The following is a 21,381-nucleotide window of genomic DNA, read 5'->3' as shown; positions in this document are numbered from 1 at the left end:
GTGGCTACGCTACCGTTATGCGTGACCAAACGCTACCTTTATGCGTGAACAAACGCTACCTTTATGTTCTTCGAAACCCCGGGCCTGGGTTCGGACTTCAGCCGCGCAGCACGCGGGCGCGCATCGTCACCTGCCCAGAGCGTAGCTCAAGGCAGCGCGCCCCCCTCGGGAGCCGAGGGCGTCAGCACGCGCGGCGGCAGCACCGTCATGCGCGTGGGGTGACTGGCCTCGTAGCCCGCCGCACCCAGACCGCGCACGGGGCTGGCCGAGGTCCACACGAACGACAGCGGCACGCTGTGGCGCTGCTCGGCGTTGAGCGGGGCCAGCGTGAGGCGCACGAACCCGGGGCGGCGCACCTCGGCGGACAGCACCACCGCGGGCGCGGCGAGCGCGGCCTCGAGGGCCTCGTCGTCGGGCACGCCGGCCGGGAGCTGCAGCTCGATGACGGGCTGCTGCACGGCCTCTTCGCCCGCTTGCACCTCCAGCACCAGCCCCGCCACGCCGCCCAGGCGGCCCACGTCACCGGCGATGGAGAGCGTGAAGGGCGCGTCGCTGCGCTCTTCGAAGGCGGCCCCGAAGACCGTCTCGACGCGTGCGTAGACCACCGCGCCGCCCGTGGTGCGGACCTTGGCGCGCAGGCGCCCGCCCGGCGACAGGTTCACGTCCACCACGGCGCGGCCTTCCTCGAGCGTGACCGGCTGCCAGCCGCCGCCCACGTTGACCTCCAGCCCCTCGGGCTCACCCACGCCGAGGGCGCCGTAGGCCGAGAGCGCAAACCAGTAGAGCAGCGCGTCGTCCGGGTCACGCGCAATGCTCCCGAAGGTCTGCATCGCGCCGCGCAGCAGCTCGTCGCGCGTGGTGTCGCGGCCCGCGTGGTGTGCCCCGAGCGCCAGCGCCAGCCCTGCCCCGGTGGCCTCGGAGCCCTGCGCCAAGAGCTCGTCCAGCGTCACGCGCCGCGCTCCGTCGCGCTCGGTGGTGGAGCCGAGGGCGCGCTCCAGCAGGGCGAGGCCGTAGCCGTCTTCCGGGTCCGCCACCAGCAGCGCCGCCGCCACACGCGCCAGCACGCCGGCGTCACCACGGTGCACGAAGAGCGCGCGCCGCAGCGCCACGCGGGCGGAGCTCATGAACGCCGCCAGCGGGTCGGCAGAGTCTTCGTCGGGCACGCCGCCCGCGGCCAGCACCGTGAAGGCGGTGGCCACCTGCACGGCTTGCTCGCGGCTGTCCAAGCGGCCCACGTTGCGGCTCAGCTGCGACTGCGCGCGACGCAGCGCCGAGAGCGCCTCGCTGTCCGTGGGGTCGAGCGCCACCACGCTGGTGAGCGCCACCACGCGCGCAGCGTGCTCGGCCAGCGGCACGGGCTGCGTGTCTTGTCGCACCAGGGCGGCGCGCAGCTCGGCCGGCACCCCGCGGCCCGCGCTCACCGCGGCCCACGCCATGGCGCCCGGCTGGCGCTCGCGCACCTCCGAGAAGAGCGGGTCGGCGGCCAGCGCACCCGGCGTGAGCAGCACCACGCGTGTGCGTGGGTCCACCGCGTCGCGCGGCACTTGCAGGCTCACCGAGTACTCGTCCCCGCGGGCGATGCCCGTGCCCCAGCGGCGGATGGGGTGGCGCCCACGGTCCACCGCCACGGTGGCCTCGAGGCTGCGCTGCGGCTGCCCGTCGCGCGTGACCTGCACGCGCAGCGTGGCGTCTCCGGGCGTGCGGCCGTTCAGCACCAGCGCGAGCTCACGCGACTCGCCGGCGGGCACCGTGACGGTGGCGGGCAGCGTGGCGCTCAGCGTGTCTCCCGCGCTCGCGGAGAGGCCATAGGTGGCGTCTGCGGCGCTGGTGTTGGTGACGTGCATGGGCACGGTGAGCGGCTCACCCACCCGCACGCGCGAAGGCAGCAGCGCCTCCGCCACGATGGGTGTCCCGGCCAGCCCCACGTCGAGAGCGAAGGCCATCGTGCCGTGGGTATCGCGTGCGATGACGACGACGCCCCACGTGGCCGGCACGTCGCTCAGCGAGAGCGGCACGCTGGTGGTGCCCGCCGAAGCCACGCTCATGGCGGCGCTGGCGTGCGTGCCGAGGCCACGCCATGCGAGGTCGAGGGCGTGCACGTCGCGCTCGATGATGCGCGGCACCGACCAGCCGGAGCGGACCGAGCCACCGCGCGAGGTCCCGGAGGCCACCTCGGACGGCCCCGGGATGTAGGGCGTCTCGATGCCGATGGGGCCGCTGGCCAGCTCCACGGTGGCGCGTCCGAGCTCCACGCTCTGCAGGCGCGCCACCAGCGCGTCCTCACCCACGGCCCGCGCGTAGAGGCCGTCGGACGGCAGCACGCGCGCGGTCGGGTCCACCAGGTCGTCGCCGTTGCCGGCGCGACCGTCCGGTCCGGCGCTGCTCAGCTCGTAGCCCGCCACCGGCTGCAGCTGCGTGTAGCGCGGCCGCGTGGTGGGGCTGAGCACGAACGGCCGGCCCCAGCCGTCCACCAGGTCGGCCGGCTGCAGGTAGCCCACGGCGCCGCTGCGTCCGGGCAGGTGCGAGAGCCACTCGGCCGGGTCGCCGGGGCGGGCCCACGGCAGGTCGAGCCCGTTCTCACGCACCAGGTCGCGCAGGATCACCAGGAGGCGGAACAAGCGGCGACGCGTGATGCGGCGCGCCGTGTTGTCGAAGCCGAAGCTGCTGTCGAGGGCCTGCACGTCGGCCAGCGAGAGCGGCTCACCGCCGAGGCCGGTGGTGGCCTCGCCCGCGAGCGTGGCGAACACTTGACGCGTGAACTCGCGGCGGCCGCTGGTCACCACCGTGATCTCGTCGAGGTCGTTGGGCAGCGCGGACTCCACGCGCGCCTCCACCTGCCGGAAGAGCAGCGCCAGGCGCCCCTCGATGAAGCGCGAGCTGGCGCGCCACGGGTCACGCAGCAAGCCACGCTGGACCGAGTCCTCGGGCATGGGCTGCGGCACGAGCGAGGTGCCCTGCTGACGCACGGGGGCCGCGCTGTCGGCGGGCGTGTAGCGGGCCAAGCGCGCCTCCGCCTCGAGCGCCGAGACGGCCATGATCGCGGTGTGCTGGGAGCCCTCGCGGTAGAGACCGCGCGCCTCGTCGGCCGGCATGGCCAGCGTGAGGAACGGCGTGCCGGCGGGCAGGCCGCTGACCAGCGCGCGTCCGGACGGGTCGAAGCGCACCACGGGGGTGAGCGCGTCCGAGCGGCGCACCCACGTGCTGGTGAACGAGCCGCGCACCTCGCGGCCGTCGACCAACGGGCGAGCGCGGAAGTAGACGAGCTGTGGCACGTCGGCCGGGAGCACCAGCTGCGCTTGGTCGGTGTCGGTCACCACGCTGCCGATCGCCTCGAGGGTCTCGCCGCTGGGGCTAGTGACGGCGAACGCCGTGACCACCACGGGCACACGGGCCACCGAGGCCGCGCGCGCCAGTGTCAGCGTGACGGGGCCGGGCGCGGTGACGGATGGCGCGCGCACACGCACCTGCGCGTCGGTGTCCACGGGGATGCACGTCTCGCTCAGGCCCGCGCGCGGCCCGGTGCCTGCCGTGATGTTCAGCGCGGTGCTGGCGATGCCGCCGCAGCGGTCACGCGCCTCGTCGGCCGCGGCGAGCGTGACCTCCACGAACGCGAGGCCGCTGGCGTCGGTGGTGGCCTGCCGGCTGCCCACACGCGGCCCCTCGAAGGCCACCGGCACGTTGGCGGCAGGGCGCCCATCGGCGCGCACCACGTAGGCATAGAGGCGCCCGCCGAGGGCCGCCGAGAGCGCGCCGCCCTCGAAGGCCGTGTCCAAGAAGAAGTCCTGCGCGTGGGTGCGGATGGGCGTGGACGCCGACGCCGAGCCGAGGCCCGCGCGCGTGACCTGCACGTTGACGGTCTGGTCCTCGAAGCCGGACGCGAGCCGCGTGGCACGCCACACGAAGCTCGCGCGGCCGCGCGAGTCCGTGGTCAGCGGCGGGCTGTCTTCGTCCATGCCCTCGCCGTTGTGGCGCAGCACGGCACCCGCCACGGGGCGACCGTTGGCGCGGCGCACCACCACCTCCACCGGGATGCGCTCCTCGGAGTTGGCCAGCACCCGCGCGGGCAGGAGGCTCACGTGCAGCGGGCCGATGCGCGGTCGCTCGAGCTCCATGGAGTCGGACCCGGCCGTGACGCGCGGCCCGGTCTCGCTGGGCTCGAGGTGCGTGACGTTGACCGTCAGTCGGCCGGCCTGTGCGTCGTCCGGGATGGCCAGCGGCAAGGTGGCCAGGCCCGCCGCGTCGGTGCGCACGCGCTGCGGCTCGCCCAGGGGCCCACGCGCGTCGCGCAGCTCCACGCGCAGCTCCGCGTTGGGGACGCCCACCTGCGTGTGCGGCTCAGTGAGGGTCAACACGGCGTAAACGGTGTCGCCCGGCGCGGCCTGCCGCGGCAGGAGGCCCACCCCGAGGGTGCGGCCTTCCTCGATGCTGATGCCCACCTCGAAGCGGCGCTGCACGTTGTTCGCGGTGCGCACCTCCACCACCACGCCCACACCGCTGGGCGCGTCCATGGGGATGGGCAGCTCGATCAGCGCACGCCCGCGGGCGTCGGCCACCACCTCGACGTCGTCCGCGCCCTGCAGCGACGACGAGAGCCGGACCTGGGCGCCGGGCGCGAGGCGCAGCGTGTGCGTGCCGGTCACCTCGTAGGTGGTGACGAGCCAGCGCAGGCTGCCGCCGCGGCGCGCCGTGAGGCCACCCTCGAGCGTGACCTCCACGCCGGAGACGTCGCCACGGGGGCGGGCTCGGGCTGCCGCCTGGGCGGCCGCCGAAGCCGAGGTGAGTGAGGCGAAGCCAGCCGCGCCGAGGGCCAGCGAGAGGACGAGCGCGGTGCTCGTGAGCGAGCGCAGGGAGAGACGGTTCATGGGCGCACCTCGGCGGTGATCAGGGTCGCGACGGGAGCCAGGACCTCGATGGGCCGCGGCATGGGGATGGGCGGTGGGATGGGCGGCGGCGGCGCGGTAGTGCGCGGCTCGGCGGCCTCGGGCTCGGGGCCCGCGTCGGGGATGGCCAATGCACGCGAGGGCAGCACGGCCGCTGGGCGCACGCTGCCGCCGCGCACGTTCTGGTCGTAGACGCTCACGCCGAGGCCCCGCAGGCTGCCCGAGACGCTGTAGCGCAGCGGCAGCGGCAGCGTGACGCTACCCCCGGCCGGGATGGGCCGCAGCTCCATGACCAGCGTGCGACCGAGCTGGGTCACGCTGCGCACGCGCGCCTCGAGGGCGTCGCGCGTGGGCTGGTCGAGCTCCACGCCCGCAGGCAGGTCCAGCTCGGCCACGCCGCGCGAGAGCGTGCGCGGCATGCGGTTGCGCAGGGTGAGCGCCAGGCCTGCGCGGGTATCGCGAGCGCCGGTCTCGCCGGTCACCTCGATGTCCACCGGCATGGGCCGCTCGGGCGCGGTGGTCCACGGCTGCCCGTAGAGCGCGTCCACGTAGACCAACGCCAGCACCGGCGTGTCGATGACCAGCGTATGCCGCCCGGGCCGGCCAATGCCGTCGAGCTGCGCCACGTGGGCACCATCGCCCGAGCGCACCTCGAGCGCGCGACCGTCGAGCGTGACGCCCAGGCGGTCGGGGATGCCGCTGGTCAGCATGGCCAGCGCCGCCACCGTGGGCGCCTGCGCGGCCGTGCCGGTCACGCTGCTGGCCACCTCGGCCTGAGCGCGCAGGAAGCGCAGCGCGGCGGGGCCGCGGTCCTGGCCGATCATGGCGAGCGCCGTGTAGGCCGTGGGCAGCGTGCGCGCGATGGTGCCGTCGCGCGTGGGGTCCTCCACCAGGATGCCCTCGCCCATGGCCACCATGTACGCTCCGGACCGGCGCAGCAGCTCGGCCGCGCGGTCGTCGGTGGCGGTGCCCCGCGTGAGCGCCAACGCCGCGGCGGCGCAGGTCAGCTCGGTGGGGCCCTGACGCTCGTCCATGCGCGCGGCGCCGTCGCCCACGCCGCTGCGCAGCAGGCCCACCACCGCGCGCAGGTCCTCTTGCAGCGCCGAGCGTCCGCCGCTGCGCACCGCCGGCACCAGGCCCAGCAGCGTGTTGCAGCGCTGGCCCACGCGCGCCGGGTCGGCCGCCTCGCCCTCGGTCACCCGCGTGACCGAGCGCAGCCCGCGCGCCAGCACCATGTCGCTCACGCTGCTGTCGCTCCACAGCGTGGAGATGGCGCGCGCGATCTGCGCCACGTCGCCGCCGATCACGCGGTGCTCCTCGGGCTGCGCCGCCTGCAGCAGGTTGCGCGCGTAGCCCAGCTCCTCGTCGGGCACGGCGATCCCGGCCATGCGCCGCGTCCAGCCGCGGTCGATGGCGTCCGGCGTGCTGAACGCGCCGAACATGTCCACGCCGGAGGCGACCCGCAGCTCGCCCGGGCCGCGCTCGCTGGCGTCGGCCGGCACGTCCACGTGCACCTGCTCACCCGGGCCCACCAGCACCTGCTGCGTGACCCGCACCAGGCGCGCGTCGGCCCGCACCGCGATGGGGCGGCGCACGGCGTCGAGCGGGGCGCGCGTGTCGGCTCGCACGGCACGGATCACCAGGTGGCCCTCGCCGGCAACGGGCAGGCGCAGCTCCATGGTGGTCTCGGCCGCGTCGCGCGGCGGCACGGTCAGCGTGGCGGGGGCCGGGGCGTCCACCCGCACGCCGTCGGCCGTCACGTCCACCAGCACGGTGAGCGGCTCGCCGGTGCGGTTGGCCACGCGCACCGGGAAGCGCACCACGTCGCCCACCACGGCCGCGTTCGGGACCGGCGTGTCCACGGTGGCGCTCTGATCCACGCGCAGCTGGGTGCGCGCCACGTCCAAGAAGCCCGAGGTGGTCCACGCGATGGCCTCCACGCGATACGTCGTGAGCGCGTCCGCGAGCGGGATGGTGACGGGCGTGCGGGCGCCGTCGAGCGCCACGCGGCCTACGAAGAAGAGCGTCGCGGGGAAGTCCTCACGGATGCGCTCCCCCATGGAGGCCAGCGTGGACGCCGCCTGACCCTGCGGCATAGGCGCTTCCTCCGGGGCGTCCATGGCAAGACCCGCCAGGGGTGCGCTGGGCGCCGCGCGTGAGCGGGCCTCCATGGCCATGCCGCGACCGTAGCCCGCGCCACTGCCGCCCCCCCCGACGCCGGTGCCCTGGAGTGCGCCCAAGGCGCTCATCTCGGCGGCCGGCTCGCCCTCCGCCATCGCGTCGTCGTAGTAGGCCTCGGAGGAGGTCGCGTCCATGGTCTCGCCCTGCTCCTCGTCGCGCGCCTCCTGCGACATGGTCGAGTAGGCAGTGTACATGCGCTGCAGCGTGTCCGGCCCCGGGGCCAGCAGCGCCAGGCGTCGCATGAGGTCGTCCTCGCCCGACGCCACCGCATAGATGGTGCCGCGCGGCACCACGCGCTCGAACGGGTTCACCACGTCGTCGCCGTTGCCCGCGCGTCCGTCGGCGCCGGCGGAGACCAGCTCCCAGCCCGCCGCCCGGTCACTCAGCACCACCGGCGGCCGGCGTGTCCCGGCGCGGCGCAGCAAGAACGGGCGCCCCCACGGGTCCAGCAGCGCGGTGGGCTGCACGGCGCCCAGCTGCACCAGCCGCGAGAGCCACTCCTCCGGTGGCACGCCCGCCGACGAGCGCGACGCCGACTCGTTGTCCGGGTTGCTGAAGGCGGTCACGGCCACCATCAGGCTCAGCAGCTTGGTGCGGGCCACGCGCCGGGCCACGCGGTCGAAGTCGAAGCTGGGGTCCACTTCGGTGAGCATGGCGACGGTCATCGTCTCGCCGCCCAGCGTCCGGTAGTCCGCGCCGCTGCGCTGCTGATGCAGATGCTCGAGTACATCCGGACGGAAGCGCAGCCGCCCGCCCTGGCTCACCACCAGGTCGTCGCGCTGCTGCCCCTCGGCCGGCATGGCGGCCACCAGCTGCTCGAGGCGCAGCATGACCTGCCCCAGCGCGCGGCGGCGCAGCTCTTCGCGCATGGCGATGGGATCACGCTGGATGCCGCGGCCGGTGTTGCCGGGGAAGCTGCGGCCGCGCGGGTCCCAGGGCGGCCGCACCAGCGGAGGCGGCTCGTTCGGGGTGGTGTCGCGCGAAAGGGTGGCCGCGAGCGTGGCGCGCACCAGCAGGTTGCCGCGCTCTTGGCGGTCCAGGATGGCCGCCCGCAGCGCGGTCTCCATGACGGGCAGCACGTAGTCTTCTTCTCCGCCGTGCGCGGCGAGGTCACGCGCCACCAGCGTGGCCCAGGCCTGCGCGGGCGCGGCGGGTGTGGCCAGCACGCCAAGCTCGGCGCGCGAGCCCACCTCGTAGACCTCGCGGTCGGCCACGAGGCTCAACGCGAAGGTGTCGGCGTGGCGCACCAGCACGGCGTCGTAGGCGCCGATGCCCACGCCGACCGCGCCGTCCACGTCGAGGGCGCTGCGTGCGCCCGCCGCCGCCACCGGCCGCGCGCGCACCCACAGCAAGCCGAGCGCGCGCGCCGGCAAGCGCAGCGTGACGCGCGAGGCCCCGCGGTCGGCCCAGCCCGAGGCCAGCAGCGTGCCCTCACCGCGGCTCAGCACCTCCACCAGGACCGCAGCGTCGCGCGCCGCGTCACGGCGCTCGAGGTCCACCACCAGCTCACCGCCCTGGTCCAGCACCACGGTGGCCACGCGGGGCACCACCACGGCCTCCTTCGAGACGGCCACGCACGTGCGCGTCTGCACCACCGCGGCGCGCGCCGCGCCCGTGGCGTTCGCGTCACCGATCTCCACGTCCAGCAGCGTGGACGGCCCCGACGGGCAGTTGTAGCCCTCGGTCTGGATGGGCGCGACGTCCGCGAGCGCCAGCTCGATGGGCACCTCCAAGAGGCCGTGCGCGTCCACCGCGCCGCGATGACGCCCGCCACGCACGGCAGGGCCGCTGACCTCCACCGACGTGCCCACCGGCGCGGGCTCGTTGAGCGGATCGCTCACGCGCAGGTACGCGAACGTGGGCACGCCCGGCACCACGCCGCCCGAGGCCGCGTGGACCTCCACCTGGAAGCGCGTGCGGGCAAGCACGTAGCTGCCCACCACGTGCAGCGCGCCGTGACCGGCGTGCGTGATGCGCGCGACCACCGGCGTGTGCAGCACGTCGCCCGCCAGGTAGCCCGGGGCCGCCAGCTCGAACACCGCGACGCCCTCGTCGTTGGTGACCACCGACGCCGGCTCGCCGTTCTCGTGGCTGACTTCGACGGCGGCGCCCACCACGGGCGCCCCGCTGGGCGTGTGCACCGAGACGCGGCCCGTCACGCGCTGCCGCGGGCGCACCACGCGCTGGTCGATGGTGAGTTCAGCCAGCAGGCGCTCCACCGTGCGGCGGCCCACCGTGAAGGCTCGGGCGCCGGTGACGCCCTGCCCCTGCGGCAGGGTCGCGCGCGCCGCCACGCTGTACTGGCCACTGCCGGCCGAGTCGGGCAGCGGCAGGTCCGCGGTGATGGCGCCGCTCGCGTCCGTGGTCACGCTGCGCTCGAGCAGCACGCGGCCGCTCGGGTCGGTGACGGTCAGGGCCACGCTGGCGTTGGGCACGGGCGCGCCCGTGGTGGTGTTGCGCGTGATGGCGAACACGTGGACCGCCTCACCTGCCTGGTACAGCACGCGGTCCGTGAGCAGCTGGACTTGGTTGGCCGGCATCAGGCGCACCGCGTGCTCGAACCAGCGGCCCACCTGCCCACCCACACGGATGCGCAGCTGCAGGTTGGCCGCCGAGTGCGTGGGCGTGGGCACCTCGATGCCGAAGCGCCCCTCGCGGTCCGCCGTGGCCGAGGCCCGCCCAATGGTGGACCAGGTGCGCGACTCGTTGTCGTAGTGCCGCAGCTCAGCCTCTACCTCGCCCGCGTGGGGCCGCAGGTCGTCGAGGCCCGCCACGCTGTAGGCCACGCCGGACAGCCGCAGCGGCTCCCCGAAGCGCGCGTCGAGGCGACCGGAGAGCATGAGCTCCCAGCCACCCTGCTGGTCCGCGCGGGCGGTGGGCGGGGCTGACAGCAGCGCGGTGACGAGGAGGGCGAGCGCGCTCGCGGCGAAGCGAGGGGACAACGGTCTAGCAACGAAGAGCATCAGAAGATCTCCCGAGGTCGGTTCTGGGTGTCCCCCCAAAGCGCCCGTTCACGGGCAGGGACGGTGGCGAGCGTATCAGGATCGGTGGTTTGGCGTGTTGAACACGCGGGGACCGGGGGTCATTGGGTCACCCCTGCGCGATGTGCGCCGGGTCACGTTCCTGCCGACACTCGTGGGGGGCAGAAGTTCCCGGGGAATGCGAGCCAGGCAGCCAGCTCGTCAGACACCCAGCACGCGGACGTTGAGCCCCGCGCGGCTGCAGATCTCACCCATGTCCTCAGGATCCGCGGTGTAGAGGACTGGCGCGTAGAGGGCTGCGAAGAGGGCCACCGAGGCGTCCACGAACGGGGGGCCCGCCCGCCGCCCGAGGCGGCCCAAGACCGTGCCGAGCGCCTCGGCTTCGCGAGAGGTCATGGGCAGCACGGTGCAGTCGGCGAGCAGGCTGCGCATCGCCTTGCTCGGCTCGCGCCAGAACTCCGCCAGCGCGGTAGCGGGGATGAAGACGGGGATGTCGTGCTCGAGGGCGACACTGACCACACTGAGGATACGCCGCTTGCCCTTCTCGAGCGCGATGATGGCGCCCGTGTCGAGCGTGATCCCCGTCACAGCAGGCCCAGCTCATGCAGCTCGGCTCGTGCGCGGGCGAGCTCGCGCGCGGTCAAGGGCTTGCCTCCGAGTTCAGCCAGCGCCGCCTGGACACGCGACGCTCGCGCGGTCCGGAGCGCCGTGAGCTCGCGGGTCTGCTCGAGCGCGCGCGCCACCAACGCGCTGACCGGCGTTCCCGAGCGGTCGTGCTCGTCCGTCAGCCATTGATGCAAATGGGGCGGAAGCGATAGAGACAGCTTGGCGAAGGTCATCATCAGCACGGTACTACTGGGTAGCACCGCGCGTCAACGCCACGTGGGTGAAACACGAGCTCCTACCACCAGCCGCTGATGCGACCGCCGTCCTCGAACTCCACGTCGACGTGGCCACCTTCGTCGCCCACTTGGACGGTCCCGGAGGTCGCGCAGAGAGGGCGCGGCTGCCACCCGCGAGTCATGAATTCGCAGGTGTAGTCGAAGGCGTCGGTTTCCACCGCGCGACAGACGCGCGCCCGCTGCCCCGTGGCCACCGGCTCGATCTCGATGAGCAGGGCGAAGCCAAAGTGGATGCCGATCGAGGGACGCAGCTCGATGCGCCGGCCCCCGTCGAACGCAAGCGTGTCGAACACGTCGAAGGCGTCATGACAGGGGTTGTTCCCGCCGTTCATCGCGGGCACGCAGGTGAGGCCGGGCTCCATCAGCTCGCTCGGAGCAGGGCCCACGTCCACGTTCAGCTCGCGCTCGGGCCCCCATGGCTCGGTGTTGAAGGCATGGATGAAGATCGCGGTGGGGTGCGAGAACGCGGCGTCCGGCGCCCACGGCCAGTCTTCGAGGCAGCACAGGTCCGACGATGGACAGGTGGTCACCTGATGGGTCTGTGGCGCACACCCGTGGATGAACCAGTGGCACTTGCCGCGCAGCTCGCAGCCGAACACCGGGCCTCCGGTGCCGCCGCAGTCCGCGTAGGTGGTCCCCACGCTGGCGCAGTCCGCGAGCGTGGCCGGGGGCGATGGACACACCGCCCTGCCCTGCTGACAGCCAACCCCCAACGCGTCACAGAGCCCGTCGATGTCGGCGCCGATGTCCGAGTCCTCGGTGCCGCAGACCACTCCGTCGGAGAACTGGTAGGGCTTGGGGTAGTCCGGGTCGGGACACGCCTCACCCTCCTGCAGCGCCATGTGGCAGTAGTCCCCGAAGCGCGTCCCGCCGGCGCAGCGCGGCGCTTCGTGCGCCGTGGAGCAGGCGCCCAAGAAGAGCGCCGGGAGGGCTCTGGAGAGCCAATGGAAGACGACTGGACGGTTCACCCCTCACGCTCCTGCTTGGTGTAGGCGAAGCGTATCAGCGCCGGCGTCGCCCGGCCATCGCCAGCGCGAGAGCCAGGTCACGCAGCGGAGTCTCGGCGGCGGCAGAGAAGAAAGGGAAGGACGGGGCCGGTCGACGCATATCCTGGGTCGCCGCGAGGCCGTGGCTTCCGTCACGAATTCGTCCGCTGATCTGCTATGAGGACACCACCATGCGCCTGTCCATGACCCACCACTTCCCCTGCACGCCCGAAGAGCTCTGGTCGGTGTTCGACGACCCCACGTTCAACCAGCGCATGTCCCAGCGCACCGGTGTGGTGCGCGAGCTGCTGGAGCAGCGCAACGACGAGCGCGGCTCGTACGTGAAGTGGAAGGTCATCGCCAACAAGGAGGTGCCTGCCATGATGGCGAAGGCCATCGGCGCAGACCGCATCAGCTACGAGCAGGAGTCGCGGCGCGCGGCGGGCAGCAACACGCTGGCGTGGACCATCATCCCCATGGTGCTGGCCAACAAGTTCACGGGCAGCGGCACCACCACGGTGCGCGCGGCTGCGGGCGGCTCCGAGCGCGTCATCGAGGGCGACTTGGTGGTGAAGGTGCCCATCATCGGCAAGCAGATGGAACAGAAGCTGGTGGCCACCATCGAAGAGTCGTACGGGCAGACCGCCGAGCTGGCGCTCGAGATGTTGAAGGAGCGAGCGGCAGGACGCGCTGGCGGCTGAGTGATGCGGACGCGCCCCCACGCCTGCCGGGATGAGCTGGAGCGGCCGCGCCGCCGGGTGGTGCGCGCGCTGGCGGTGGTGATCCAGCTGGGCGCGGTGGTCGCGGTGATCGCAGGCAGTGGGGTGGCGCAGGCGCAGGGCGCCGGCGACGAGAACGGTGAGGCGGTGCACCCCACGTCCAGCCTGACCTACGAGCGGCAACGGGGGGCCGAGCAGTGCCCCGAGGAGGCCGAGCTGCGCGACGCGGTGTCGGCGCGTCTGGGCTACGTGCCGTTTCGGGATGACGCTCCGCAGCACGTGCGCACGGTGATCCGCCGGGACCGCGGGGGGCTGGTGGCCACGGTGGACGTATTCGACGCAGCGGGCGAGCAGGTGGGGCAGCGCGAGATCCGCTCGCGCACCCGGGACTGCGAAGAGCTGGCGCGCGGCATGGCGCTGGCGATCAGCGTGGCGATCGACCCGGTGAGCTTGCTGGGGCCGGGGCCCGGGGCTGAGTCCGAGTCCGAGTCCGAGTCCGAGTCCGAGACCGAGACCGAGGCCGAGTCCGAGTCCGAGTCCGAGTCCGAGTCCGAGACCGAGACCGAGTCCGAGTCCGAGTCCGAGACCGAGTCCGAGTCCGAGACCGAGACCGAGACCGAGACCGAGACCGAATCGGAGTCCGAGTCCGAGTCCGAGTCGGAGGCCGAGCCCGGGCCGCAGGCCGAGACCGAGGCCGGCGGCTCGCGACGGCGGGTCGTCGTGGCTCTGGACATGCTGGTGGGGTGGGAGGTCGTGCCCCGGGTGCGGCCCGGGTTTGGGCTTCGGGTGAATGTGGACCGGGGCTGGGTAGGGTCGGAGATGGCGGTGCGGGGCTGGTTGCCCGCAGCGCAGACCGCCGAGGGCGGGGGGCGGGTGAGCGCCTATCAGCTGGACTTGCGGGCTTTGGGATGTGGTTTGGGGGGCGGCTTTCGCGGGTGTGTGGGCGGGTTTGTGGGGGTGATGCCGGCTCGCGGGTCGGACATCGCGAACGCGCGGCGTGGGCTGGGGGTGGTGGCAGGGATCGCGGTGCTGGCGGGGTATGACTTGGGGGTTGGGGGAGCGGGTTTCGCTTGGGGTGCGGGTGGGGGCCGACGTGCCCCTGCTGCAGCCCAGCTTGCGGCTGAGCAACGCCGAGGTGTGGCAAGGTGCTCCCGTGTCGGTCTTGGCAGCAATCGGCGTGGGCGTGAGACTTCGATGACGGAATCGTCTCCGCCGCCCCGAACCCCTACGGATGGCCTCGTCGTGGACGAGGTCTTTCGCACGCACTTCAAGTACGTGTGGAACAGCCTGCGGCGCCTCGACGTGCGCACGGCTGACCTCGAGGATCTCACCCACGACGTCTTCATCATCGTGCATCGCAAAGCCCACCACTACGACCCTGCGCGGCCGCTGAAGCCCTGGCTCTTCGGCATCGCCGCGAACTGCGCGTCCGACTACCGCCGCAAGGCGAGCAATCGGCGGGAGCAGCTGCGGGACGACACGGAGGGCGCCGACGAGTCCGCGAGCGCGCACGACCAGCTGGAAGCGCAGCAGGACCGCGACCTGGTGCTGCGGGCGCTCTCGTCCATCGAGGAGTCGCGCCGCGCCGTGTTCGTCATGCACGAGCTGGACGGCATCTCCATGCCGGACATCGTGCAGGCGCTCGAGATCCCGCTCAACACGGGCTACTCCCGCCTGCGCCTGGCGCGCGGCGAGTTCACGGCGGCGGTGCAGCGGCTGCGCCCCAAGCGGGGGCCCACATGAACGAGCACGACCTGCCCGAGCTGGACGCCGAGCTGCGCGCGCTGCTGGCTATCGAGAGTGATCCGCTGGACCCGCCCGACGGCGCGTTCGAGCGCGTGTTCGAGCGCGTGGGCCAGTCGCTGCTGAACCCTCCACCGAGCGACCCGACGGACGGCAGCGACCCCGCGGGTGGCAGCGACCCCAGCCCCGCCCCCAGCCCGAGCCCCGGCCCCACCTCGGCTCCCGGCGCAGACGCCGCCCTCACCCAGGCCGCGGTCACCACCGCCGCAGCGACCACCGCCGCGACCGTCTCGCTACCGACGGCCGCGGCGCTGGCGTTCCTGCTGGGCCTCGGCGCCGGCATCGTGGGCACGCGCGTGGCCACCCCTCCCGAGGTGCGCGTCGAAGAGCGCGTCGTCGAGCGCGTGGTGGAGGTGCCCGTGCGTGTGGTCGAGACGGTCTACGTGCGCGAGGACGCCGGGGTGACGGGCGGGGCCGACGTGGACGCCAACGGACAGGCCGGTACCGTGGCCGTGACGGGCAGCCCCACGCAAGCAAGCAACCTCCCGTCGCCAACCGGCCACGCGGCAGACGCGGGCGTCACCGGCGACGAGGCCGGGAGCGGCCGCGACCGCGACCTGGCCGATGAGAACGCGCTGGTCTCGCGGGCTCAGGCCGCCCTCGCGCGTGGCCGCACGTCGGAGGCGCTGGCCGCCACGTCCGAGCACCAGCGGCGCTTCCCGCGGGGCGAGTTCGTGGAGGAGCGCGAGGCGCTGGCCATCCAGGCGCTGGCCCGCAGCGGCAACCTCCCGGCGGCCATGGCGCGCGCCGAGCGCTTCCGCGCCCGCTACCCACGCTCCATGCTGTTGCGCGCGGTGAACGCGGCCGTCGGCAGCAGCGGCGGAAGCACCCCGCCCCCGAGCCCCACGCCCAGCCCCAGCGCGCCCGAGGGCACACCGTGACGCGCGTTGCGCTGCTCGCGCTCGCAGCCCTGGCCGCCGGTGCCGGCTGCACCATGAACGTGGACCTCGGCGGCGGTGACGGCGGCGTCGCGCGCGGGCCACTCGTCCTCTTCGCCGGCCCGCGCGCGAGCTGCATCCTCTCCGAGAGCGGCCGGCTGCAGTGCTTCGGCGCGGGCGGCGCAGGGCAGCTCTCCATCGAGCCCGCCATGCTGCACTCGCTCTGCGGCAGCGAGCCCTGCGACGCGTTCCCCACCACCTTCGCGCTGCGCAACGCCACGAGCGTGGCGCTGAGCGACACGTTCACATGCGTTGTCGTGAGCGGCGCCGTGTGGTGCGCAGGCAGCAACGACCTCGGCGGGCTGGGACGCGGCACGCGCGACACCGACCCGCACGTGGAGCCGCTCGAGAACGACGTGACGGGCCCCGTGGTGGAGCTGGTGGCCGGGCGTCACCACGCCTGCGCGCGGCGCACCAACGGCACGGTGGCCTGCTGGGGCCTCGGCAACCACGGCACACTCGGCGTGGACCCGGGCACACTCAGCGACTGCGGCCTGGTGACGGCCGGCGAGGCCCCACGCCTGGCGCTCCTCGAGGGCGTGACGCGCCGCTGCGCCAGCAGCCCCGTGGACGTGCCCGGCATCACCAACGCCACCGGCCTGCGTGCGGGCCCGTTCGGCACTTGCGTGCTGCGCGAAAGTGGCGGGCCCGTCTGCTTCGGGCGCAGCGTGGGCGGCTCCCTCGGCGTGGGCGAGACGGTCGGCGAGGTGGTCTCGGCCCCCAGCGCGCTGGCCATCACCGACGCGGTGGACGTGGCTCTCGGCGAGCGTCACGGCTGCGCCATCGACGCGCTCGCGCGCACGCACTGCTTCGGCGTGAACGACCTGGGCCAGCTGGGCGTGGGCAGCGCCGCAGCGGACACCTGCGGCGGGCTGCCGTGCGCGCTCGACCCGGTGCGCGTCACCGACCTGGCCGACGCGTCCGTGGTGGTGGCAGGCGACGAGCACACCTGCGTGCTGCTCACGGACGGGCTCTTGCGCTGCTTCGGCAGTGACGCGCTCGGGCAGGTGGGCAACAGCAGCGGCGCCGTGGACGACTGCAGCGGCGTGCCCTGCGCGCGCACCCCGCGCGACGTGGTGGTGCAGGCGGGCGGCGTCGAGCAGGTCGTGGCGAGCGGCGACCACAACCTCATCGTCACCACCAACGGCACGCCCATGGCCTTCGGCGGCAACGAGTTCCGCGAGTGCGCGAGCACCAACCCGGATCCGGTCATCCCGTTCCCGGGCGAGGTCTACAGCATCTCGCCGTGAGCCCGCGCGCCGTGCGCTGCGCCTTCGCCGCAAAGAAACCGTGACGGATCCGCGAGCGTGGCCCCGAACCCCTCTAAGCGCCCACGTGGGCCGGAGGAGTTCATGGATACGATCTCTCGTCAGCGAGCAGCTCTAGCGTTCGTCGTTCTATCGGTGCTGAGTGTGGGAGGAGCCGCAGCGCTCCGCCGTCACGAGGCCACGCCCGCGCTCGGCGCAGCAGCGGAGCCTCGCGCAGGAGGTGAAGCGGCCAGAGCGCGCGAAGCCGATGGTCCGCTCGACGCTGCCGCCGACGCGCGGGCCACGGCGCGCCTCGCCATGAGCGCTGCGCAAGCCAGCGCCGACGAGACCTACGTGGCTGAGGCCGTGAGCGAACACGCGGCGCGCGCCGAGAACCGCGAGCAGGCTTTCCGTGTGGACGTCACGCGCGGTCGACTCGAGGTGGCGAGCCACGCAGCAGAGGGCGCCACGCCTGGCTTCGAGCTCACGCTAGGCCTGGTGGCCGCGGGGCGTGAGGGAGAGACGCTGGACGTCACACCCGCGCGTACGGCCACGGAGGGCAACCAGATCCGCGTGCTGCGCGAGGGGCTGCTCGAGTGGTTCGTGAATGGCCCGCTGGGCCTCGAGCAGGGCTTCGAGCTCTCCGAGCGGCCGGCGGGCGAGGGCCCGCTGCGCTTCGAGCTCGAGGTCGAGGGCCTGCGCCCGGAGGCGCGGGGCAGCTTCATCGCGCTGCTGGACGAGGCCGGCGTGCAGCAGGCGCGCTATTCGGACCTCTATGCGCTCGACGCGGAGGGCGACGACGTGCCCGCGCACATGCACGTGAGCGACGGCCGCATCGTGCTCGAGGTGGACGACCGGAACGCGCGCTACCCGCTGGTGGTGGACCCGCTGGTGTCCACGCAAGAGGCGCGCCTTGCGCCGAGCGATCTCGCCAACACCGGCCGCTTCGGCGCGAGCGTGGCCGCCACGACCACGTCCGTGCAGGGCACATGGGCGGTGGTGGGTGCACCCTACGACGACGGGGCGGCCAGCAACGCGGGCGCGGCCTACGTGTATCGCCGCAACGCCGCCGACAACGGCTGGGACCTGATCGCGCGCATCCAAGCCAACGACGCCGAGGCTGACGCGCACTTCGGTGCCGCAGTGGCGGTGGGCAGCACCTCCAGCACGCAGGTTCGGGTGCTGGTGGGCGCCCCGGACCGGGCGGCGGGCGGAAAGGTCTACGCCTTCACCTACACCAGCGCGACCCTGGCGCTGACCACCAGCGCGTTCACGGCCCCCACGCCTGCGGCCGGTGACGAGTACGGCGCGGCCCTCACGTACAACTACATCGTGGGCGCCACCGCCTTCGCCGTGGGCGCGCCCGGCATCAGCAATGATCGAGGCAGCGTGTTCGTCTACCGCACCAACGCGCTCGAGGCGACGCTCACCGCGGGCGACGCGGCCGACGGAGACCGCTTCGGCGCGGTGCTTCCGCCCACGTTCAGCTACACAGGCGCGCTGCTGGTGGGTGCGCCCAGCGATGATGCCGGGGCCACGGCCAACGCGGGCTCGGTCTACAGCTTCGTGCGCGCGGCAGGCCCGCCGATAGAGTGGTCCCAAGAGGCGAAGGTCACGCACGGCTCGCCGGTGGCCAACGGCGCGTTCGGAACGTCACTCGCGGTCATCAGCGACACCCAGTTTCTGACCGGCGAGCCCGGCCGCACCAACGGCGCCGTGCACCGCCTGGCGCGCGCCGGCGGTTCGCTCACTCTCGCCGGCTCGCTCACCGCGGCCGACGGTCAGGCCAACGACGGCTTCGGCACGTGCGTGGCGTTCCAGGATGACGGCACCGCAGACCACGTGGTCGTCGGCGCGCGCGGCGTCATGTTCAACCGCGGTGCGCTCTATCGCTACACCATGGACGCAGCGTTCGCGTTCACGTCCGTGGAGCGCTTCCTGGGTGCCGTGGGCGGCGACGCAGCAGGCTCGGCGTGCGCGCTGCCCTACCGAAACGGCACTGCACCCGAGGTGGCGCTCTATGGCGCCCCCTTCCATGACGCAGACGCGTTCGACGCCGGCATCGTGTATGGCGAGAACTTCACCACCAACAACGCCGAGACCGCCCTGCGGCCCGACGGCGTGGCCAGCAACCGCTTCGGCGAGCGCGTGGCCATCGACGGCAACACCGCGGCCATCGGCGCCCCCAACGACGACGAGGCGGCCCCGAACGGCGGCGCGGTCTACGTGTTCGTGCGCAGCGGCACGAGCTGGGCGCAGCAGGCCAAGCTCACCGTCGCGGGTGTGCAGCTCGCGGGTGGCAGCGTGGCCCTCGAGGGCAACACGCTGGCCTTCAGCACGCGCAACGGCACGGCCAACACGGTGTGGATCTCGCGCCGCACCGGCAGCACCTGGTCGGCTCCCACGGCGCTCACGCCCATGGGCGGCGCGGTCGGCGACGCGTTCGGCGCATCGCTCGGTCTCAGCAACGGATCGCTGGTGGTGGGCGCCCCCGGCGTGAACGGCGGCGGCTCCGACCGCGGCGCGGCCTACGTCTTCGTGGACTCGGGCACCACCTTCACGCAGCAGGGCATGTTGGTGGCTGGAAACCCGCAGGACCTCGACAGCCTCGGCAGCGCCGTGCTATCGACGGCAACATCGTCGTGGTGGGCGCCCCAACCGCGACGGAGGGTGGCGGCGCGGTGGTTATCGGCATCGCCTACGTCTTCACGCGCAGCGGGACCACGTGGTCGCAGCAGGCCGTGCTCTCGGGCCCGTCCAGCGCCGGCGGAGCCTTCGGGCGCGCCGTGGCCATCAGCGGCACGCGCGTGGCCGTGGCCGCCGCCGCCGTCCCGCTCAGCGGCGTCTCCGCCGGCCCGGGCAGCGTGCGCACCTTCTCGCAGAGCGGCACCACTTGGCCGCTCGAGCACACCATCACGCTTGCGGGCGGCGTGATCGGCGACGAGTTCGGCGCCGCGCTCTCGCTCTCGGGCGACGTGCTGGCCGTGGGTGTCCCCGGGCGTGAGCACGCCGGGCGCACCGACGTGGGCGTGGTGGTCCCGCACATCCTGACGTCCACCACGTGGAGCGCGCAGACCATCATCGCTGCACCGGCGCTCGACGACTCCGACGGGGACGCCTTCGGGCGCTCGGTGGCCATCTCGGCGCAGCTCCTGATCACCGGCGCGGTGCTCTCCGACGTGGACGCGACCGACGCGGGCAGCGCCTACGTGCACACGCTCATCAAGGGCAACGGTGACGCCTGCGGCGCCGCCAGCGAGTGCAGCAGCGGCTTCTGCGTGGACGGCGTGTGCTGCGGGACCCTGTGCGGTGGCGGCGCGGCCGGCGACTGCCAGGCGTGCAGCATCGCAGCGGGTGGCACCCTCAACGGCACCTGCACCGGCCTCAGCGTGGCGGCCGCGCCCGCGGTCACGTGCCGTGCGGCGGGCAACCCCGACTGCGACACGCCAGAGGTGTGCGTGGCCGGCAACACGATGTGCCCCGCCGACCAGCTGGCCACCAACGGCACGCCCTGCGGCGGCGCTGCGAGCGGCGTGTGCGACGCGCAGGACACGTGCCTGTCCGGCACCTGCGTGGCACTCGTGGTGGGCGCTGGCACGCCCTGCCGCCCCTCCACCGGGGCGTGCGACGCCACCGAGACTTGCAACGGTGTGACCACCAGCTGCCCGGCCGACAACCCCAGCGCCCTCAACGGCATGGCCTGTGGCGGCTCCCCCAGCGGTCTGTGCGACCTGCAGGACCTCTGCATGGGCGGCGCCTGCATGACGCGCGTGCAGCCCATGGGCACGCCCTGTCGCCCCTCCACCGGCGAGTGCGACGCGGCCGAGAGCTGCAGCGGCAGCACCACCAGCTGCCCCACGGACAACCCCAACGCCATGAACGGCCTGGCGTGTGGCGGCGCGCCCAGCGGCCTGTGTGACGCGCAGGACCTGTGCATGGGCGGCAGCTGCTCGCCTGAGTACGTGCCGGCCCTGACGGTGTGCCGTGGCTCCACCAACTCGTGCGACACGGAGGAGGTGTGCAGCGGCGACCTGACGCAGTGCCCCTCGGACGCGAACGGCTGCTGCATGGACGACAGCGACTGCGACGATGGCAACACCTGCACGCCCGACACCTGCAACACGGCGCGCGGCAGCTGCGAGGCCGGGCCGCCCGCAGCGGACTGCTGCGTGAGCGACAGCGACTGCAACGACGGCAGCGCCTGCACCGCTGACAGCTGCGACATGCTGAACACCGTGTGCGTGTTCGGCGCGCCCATGGCGGACTGCTGCGACGACGCGGGCGACTGCGACGACAGCGACCCGTGCACGGTGGACGCCTGCTTCGGCAACGCGTGCGAGTACACGGCCGACCCTGTGTGCAACACCATGGACGCCGGCGTGGGCAGCGACGCGGGCATGGGCAACGACGACGCGGGTGTGACCAGCGACGCCGGTGTGACCGATGACAGCGGCGTGACCGATGACAGCGGCGTGACCAACGACGCAGGCACGGATGACGCCGGCAACGACGACGCAGGCAACGACGACGACGCAGGCACCACCAACCCCGACGCTGGCGCGGGAGACCAGGGCGTGACCCCGCCGCCCAGCTCGGGCGGTGGCTGCGGGTGCGTGGTGGGCGAGAGCACCTCCGGCCCGCACCCCGCGCTGCCCCTCGGCTTGCTGACGCTGCTGGCCGTGAGCCGCCGCGTGCGCCGCCGTCGCTGAGCCACCGCGCGCCGCCGAGCACGCCCGACCCGCCG

The 21,381-nt window shown here is 73.6% G+C and carries 10 protein-coding genes; 5 read left to right on the top strand and 5 right to left on the bottom strand.

Annotated elements, in window-relative coordinates; all coding sequences use genetic code 11:
- Positions 1-146: 146 nt before the first annotated feature.
- The 5 genes from IPI43_13280 to IPI43_13260 all read right to left on the bottom strand — a co-directional run bounded on the left by IPI43_13280 (position 147) and on the right by IPI43_13260 (position 11,912).
- On the bottom strand, positions 147-4,862 hold the full coding sequence (locus tag IPI43_13280; GenBank protein MBK7775083.1) for a hypothetical protein: 4,716 nt from the start codon (positions 4,860-4,862) through the stop codon (positions 147-149).
- Entirely contained in the window at positions 4,859-10,003 is a 5,145-nt protein-coding gene (locus IPI43_13275) for a hypothetical protein (protein MBK7775082.1), read from the bottom strand. Before IPI43_13275 ends, IPI43_13280 begins: the two co-directional genes overlap by 4 nt.
- 240 nt (positions 10,004-10,243) lie before the next feature.
- A complete protein-coding gene (locus IPI43_13270) occupies positions 10,244-10,630 on the bottom strand; it encodes a hypothetical protein (GenBank protein ID MBK7775081.1) in 387 nt (128 codons plus the stop codon).
- Positions 10,627-10,881 carry a hypothetical protein gene (locus tag IPI43_13265; GenBank protein MBK7775080.1) on the bottom strand — a complete coding sequence of 85 codons (255 nt, stop codon included), beginning with the start codon at positions 10,879-10,881 and terminating at the stop codon, positions 10,627-10,629. Before IPI43_13265 ends, IPI43_13270 begins: the two co-directional genes overlap by 4 nt.
- 62 nt (positions 10,882-10,943) lie before the next feature.
- Entirely contained in the window at positions 10,944-11,912 is a 969-nt protein-coding gene (locus tag IPI43_13260) for a hypothetical protein (protein ID MBK7775079.1), read from the bottom strand.
- A gap of 209 nt (positions 11,913-12,121) precedes the next feature.
- Here IPI43_13260 and IPI43_13255 point away from each other — a divergent pair, with 209 nt between their 5' ends.
- The 5 genes from IPI43_13255 to IPI43_13235 all read left to right on the top strand — a co-directional run bounded on the left by IPI43_13255 (position 12,122) and on the right by IPI43_13235 (position 19,571).
- Positions 12,122-12,631 carry a DUF2505 domain-containing protein gene (locus IPI43_13255; GenBank protein MBK7775078.1) on the top strand — a complete coding sequence of 170 codons (510 nt, stop codon included), beginning with the start codon at positions 12,122-12,124 and terminating at the stop codon, positions 12,629-12,631.
- 3 nt (positions 12,632-12,634) lie between these two features.
- A complete protein-coding gene (locus IPI43_13250; GenBank protein MBK7775077.1) occupies positions 12,635-14,392 on the top strand; it encodes a sigma-70 family RNA polymerase sigma factor in 1,758 nt (585 codons plus the stop codon).
- A complete protein-coding gene (gene bamD, locus IPI43_13245; GenBank protein MBK7775076.1) occupies positions 14,389-15,333 on the top strand; it encodes an outer membrane protein assembly factor BamD in 945 nt (314 codons plus the stop codon). The genes IPI43_13250 and bamD overlap by 4 nt, the downstream gene beginning before the upstream one ends.
- On the top strand, positions 15,330-16,640 hold the full coding sequence (locus IPI43_13240) for a hypothetical protein (protein ID MBK7775075.1): 1,311 nt from the start codon (positions 15,330-15,332) through the stop codon (positions 16,638-16,640). The genes bamD and IPI43_13240 overlap by 4 nt, the downstream gene beginning before the upstream one ends.
- Positions 16,641-16,742: 102 nt before the next feature.
- Entirely contained in the window at positions 16,743-19,571 is a 2,829-nt protein-coding gene (locus IPI43_13235) for a hypothetical protein (protein ID MBK7775074.1), read from the top strand.
- Positions 19,572-21,381: the final 1,810 nt, after the last annotated feature.

The sequence above is a fragment of the Sandaracinaceae bacterium genome, from assembly GCA_016706685.1.
Lineage (GTDB): Bacteria > Myxococcota_A > Polyangia > Polyangiales > Houyiibacteriaceae > JADJJE01.
The sequence above is the reverse complement of the archived record's forward strand: the minus strand, read 5'-3'. Positions and strand labels throughout refer to the sequence as shown.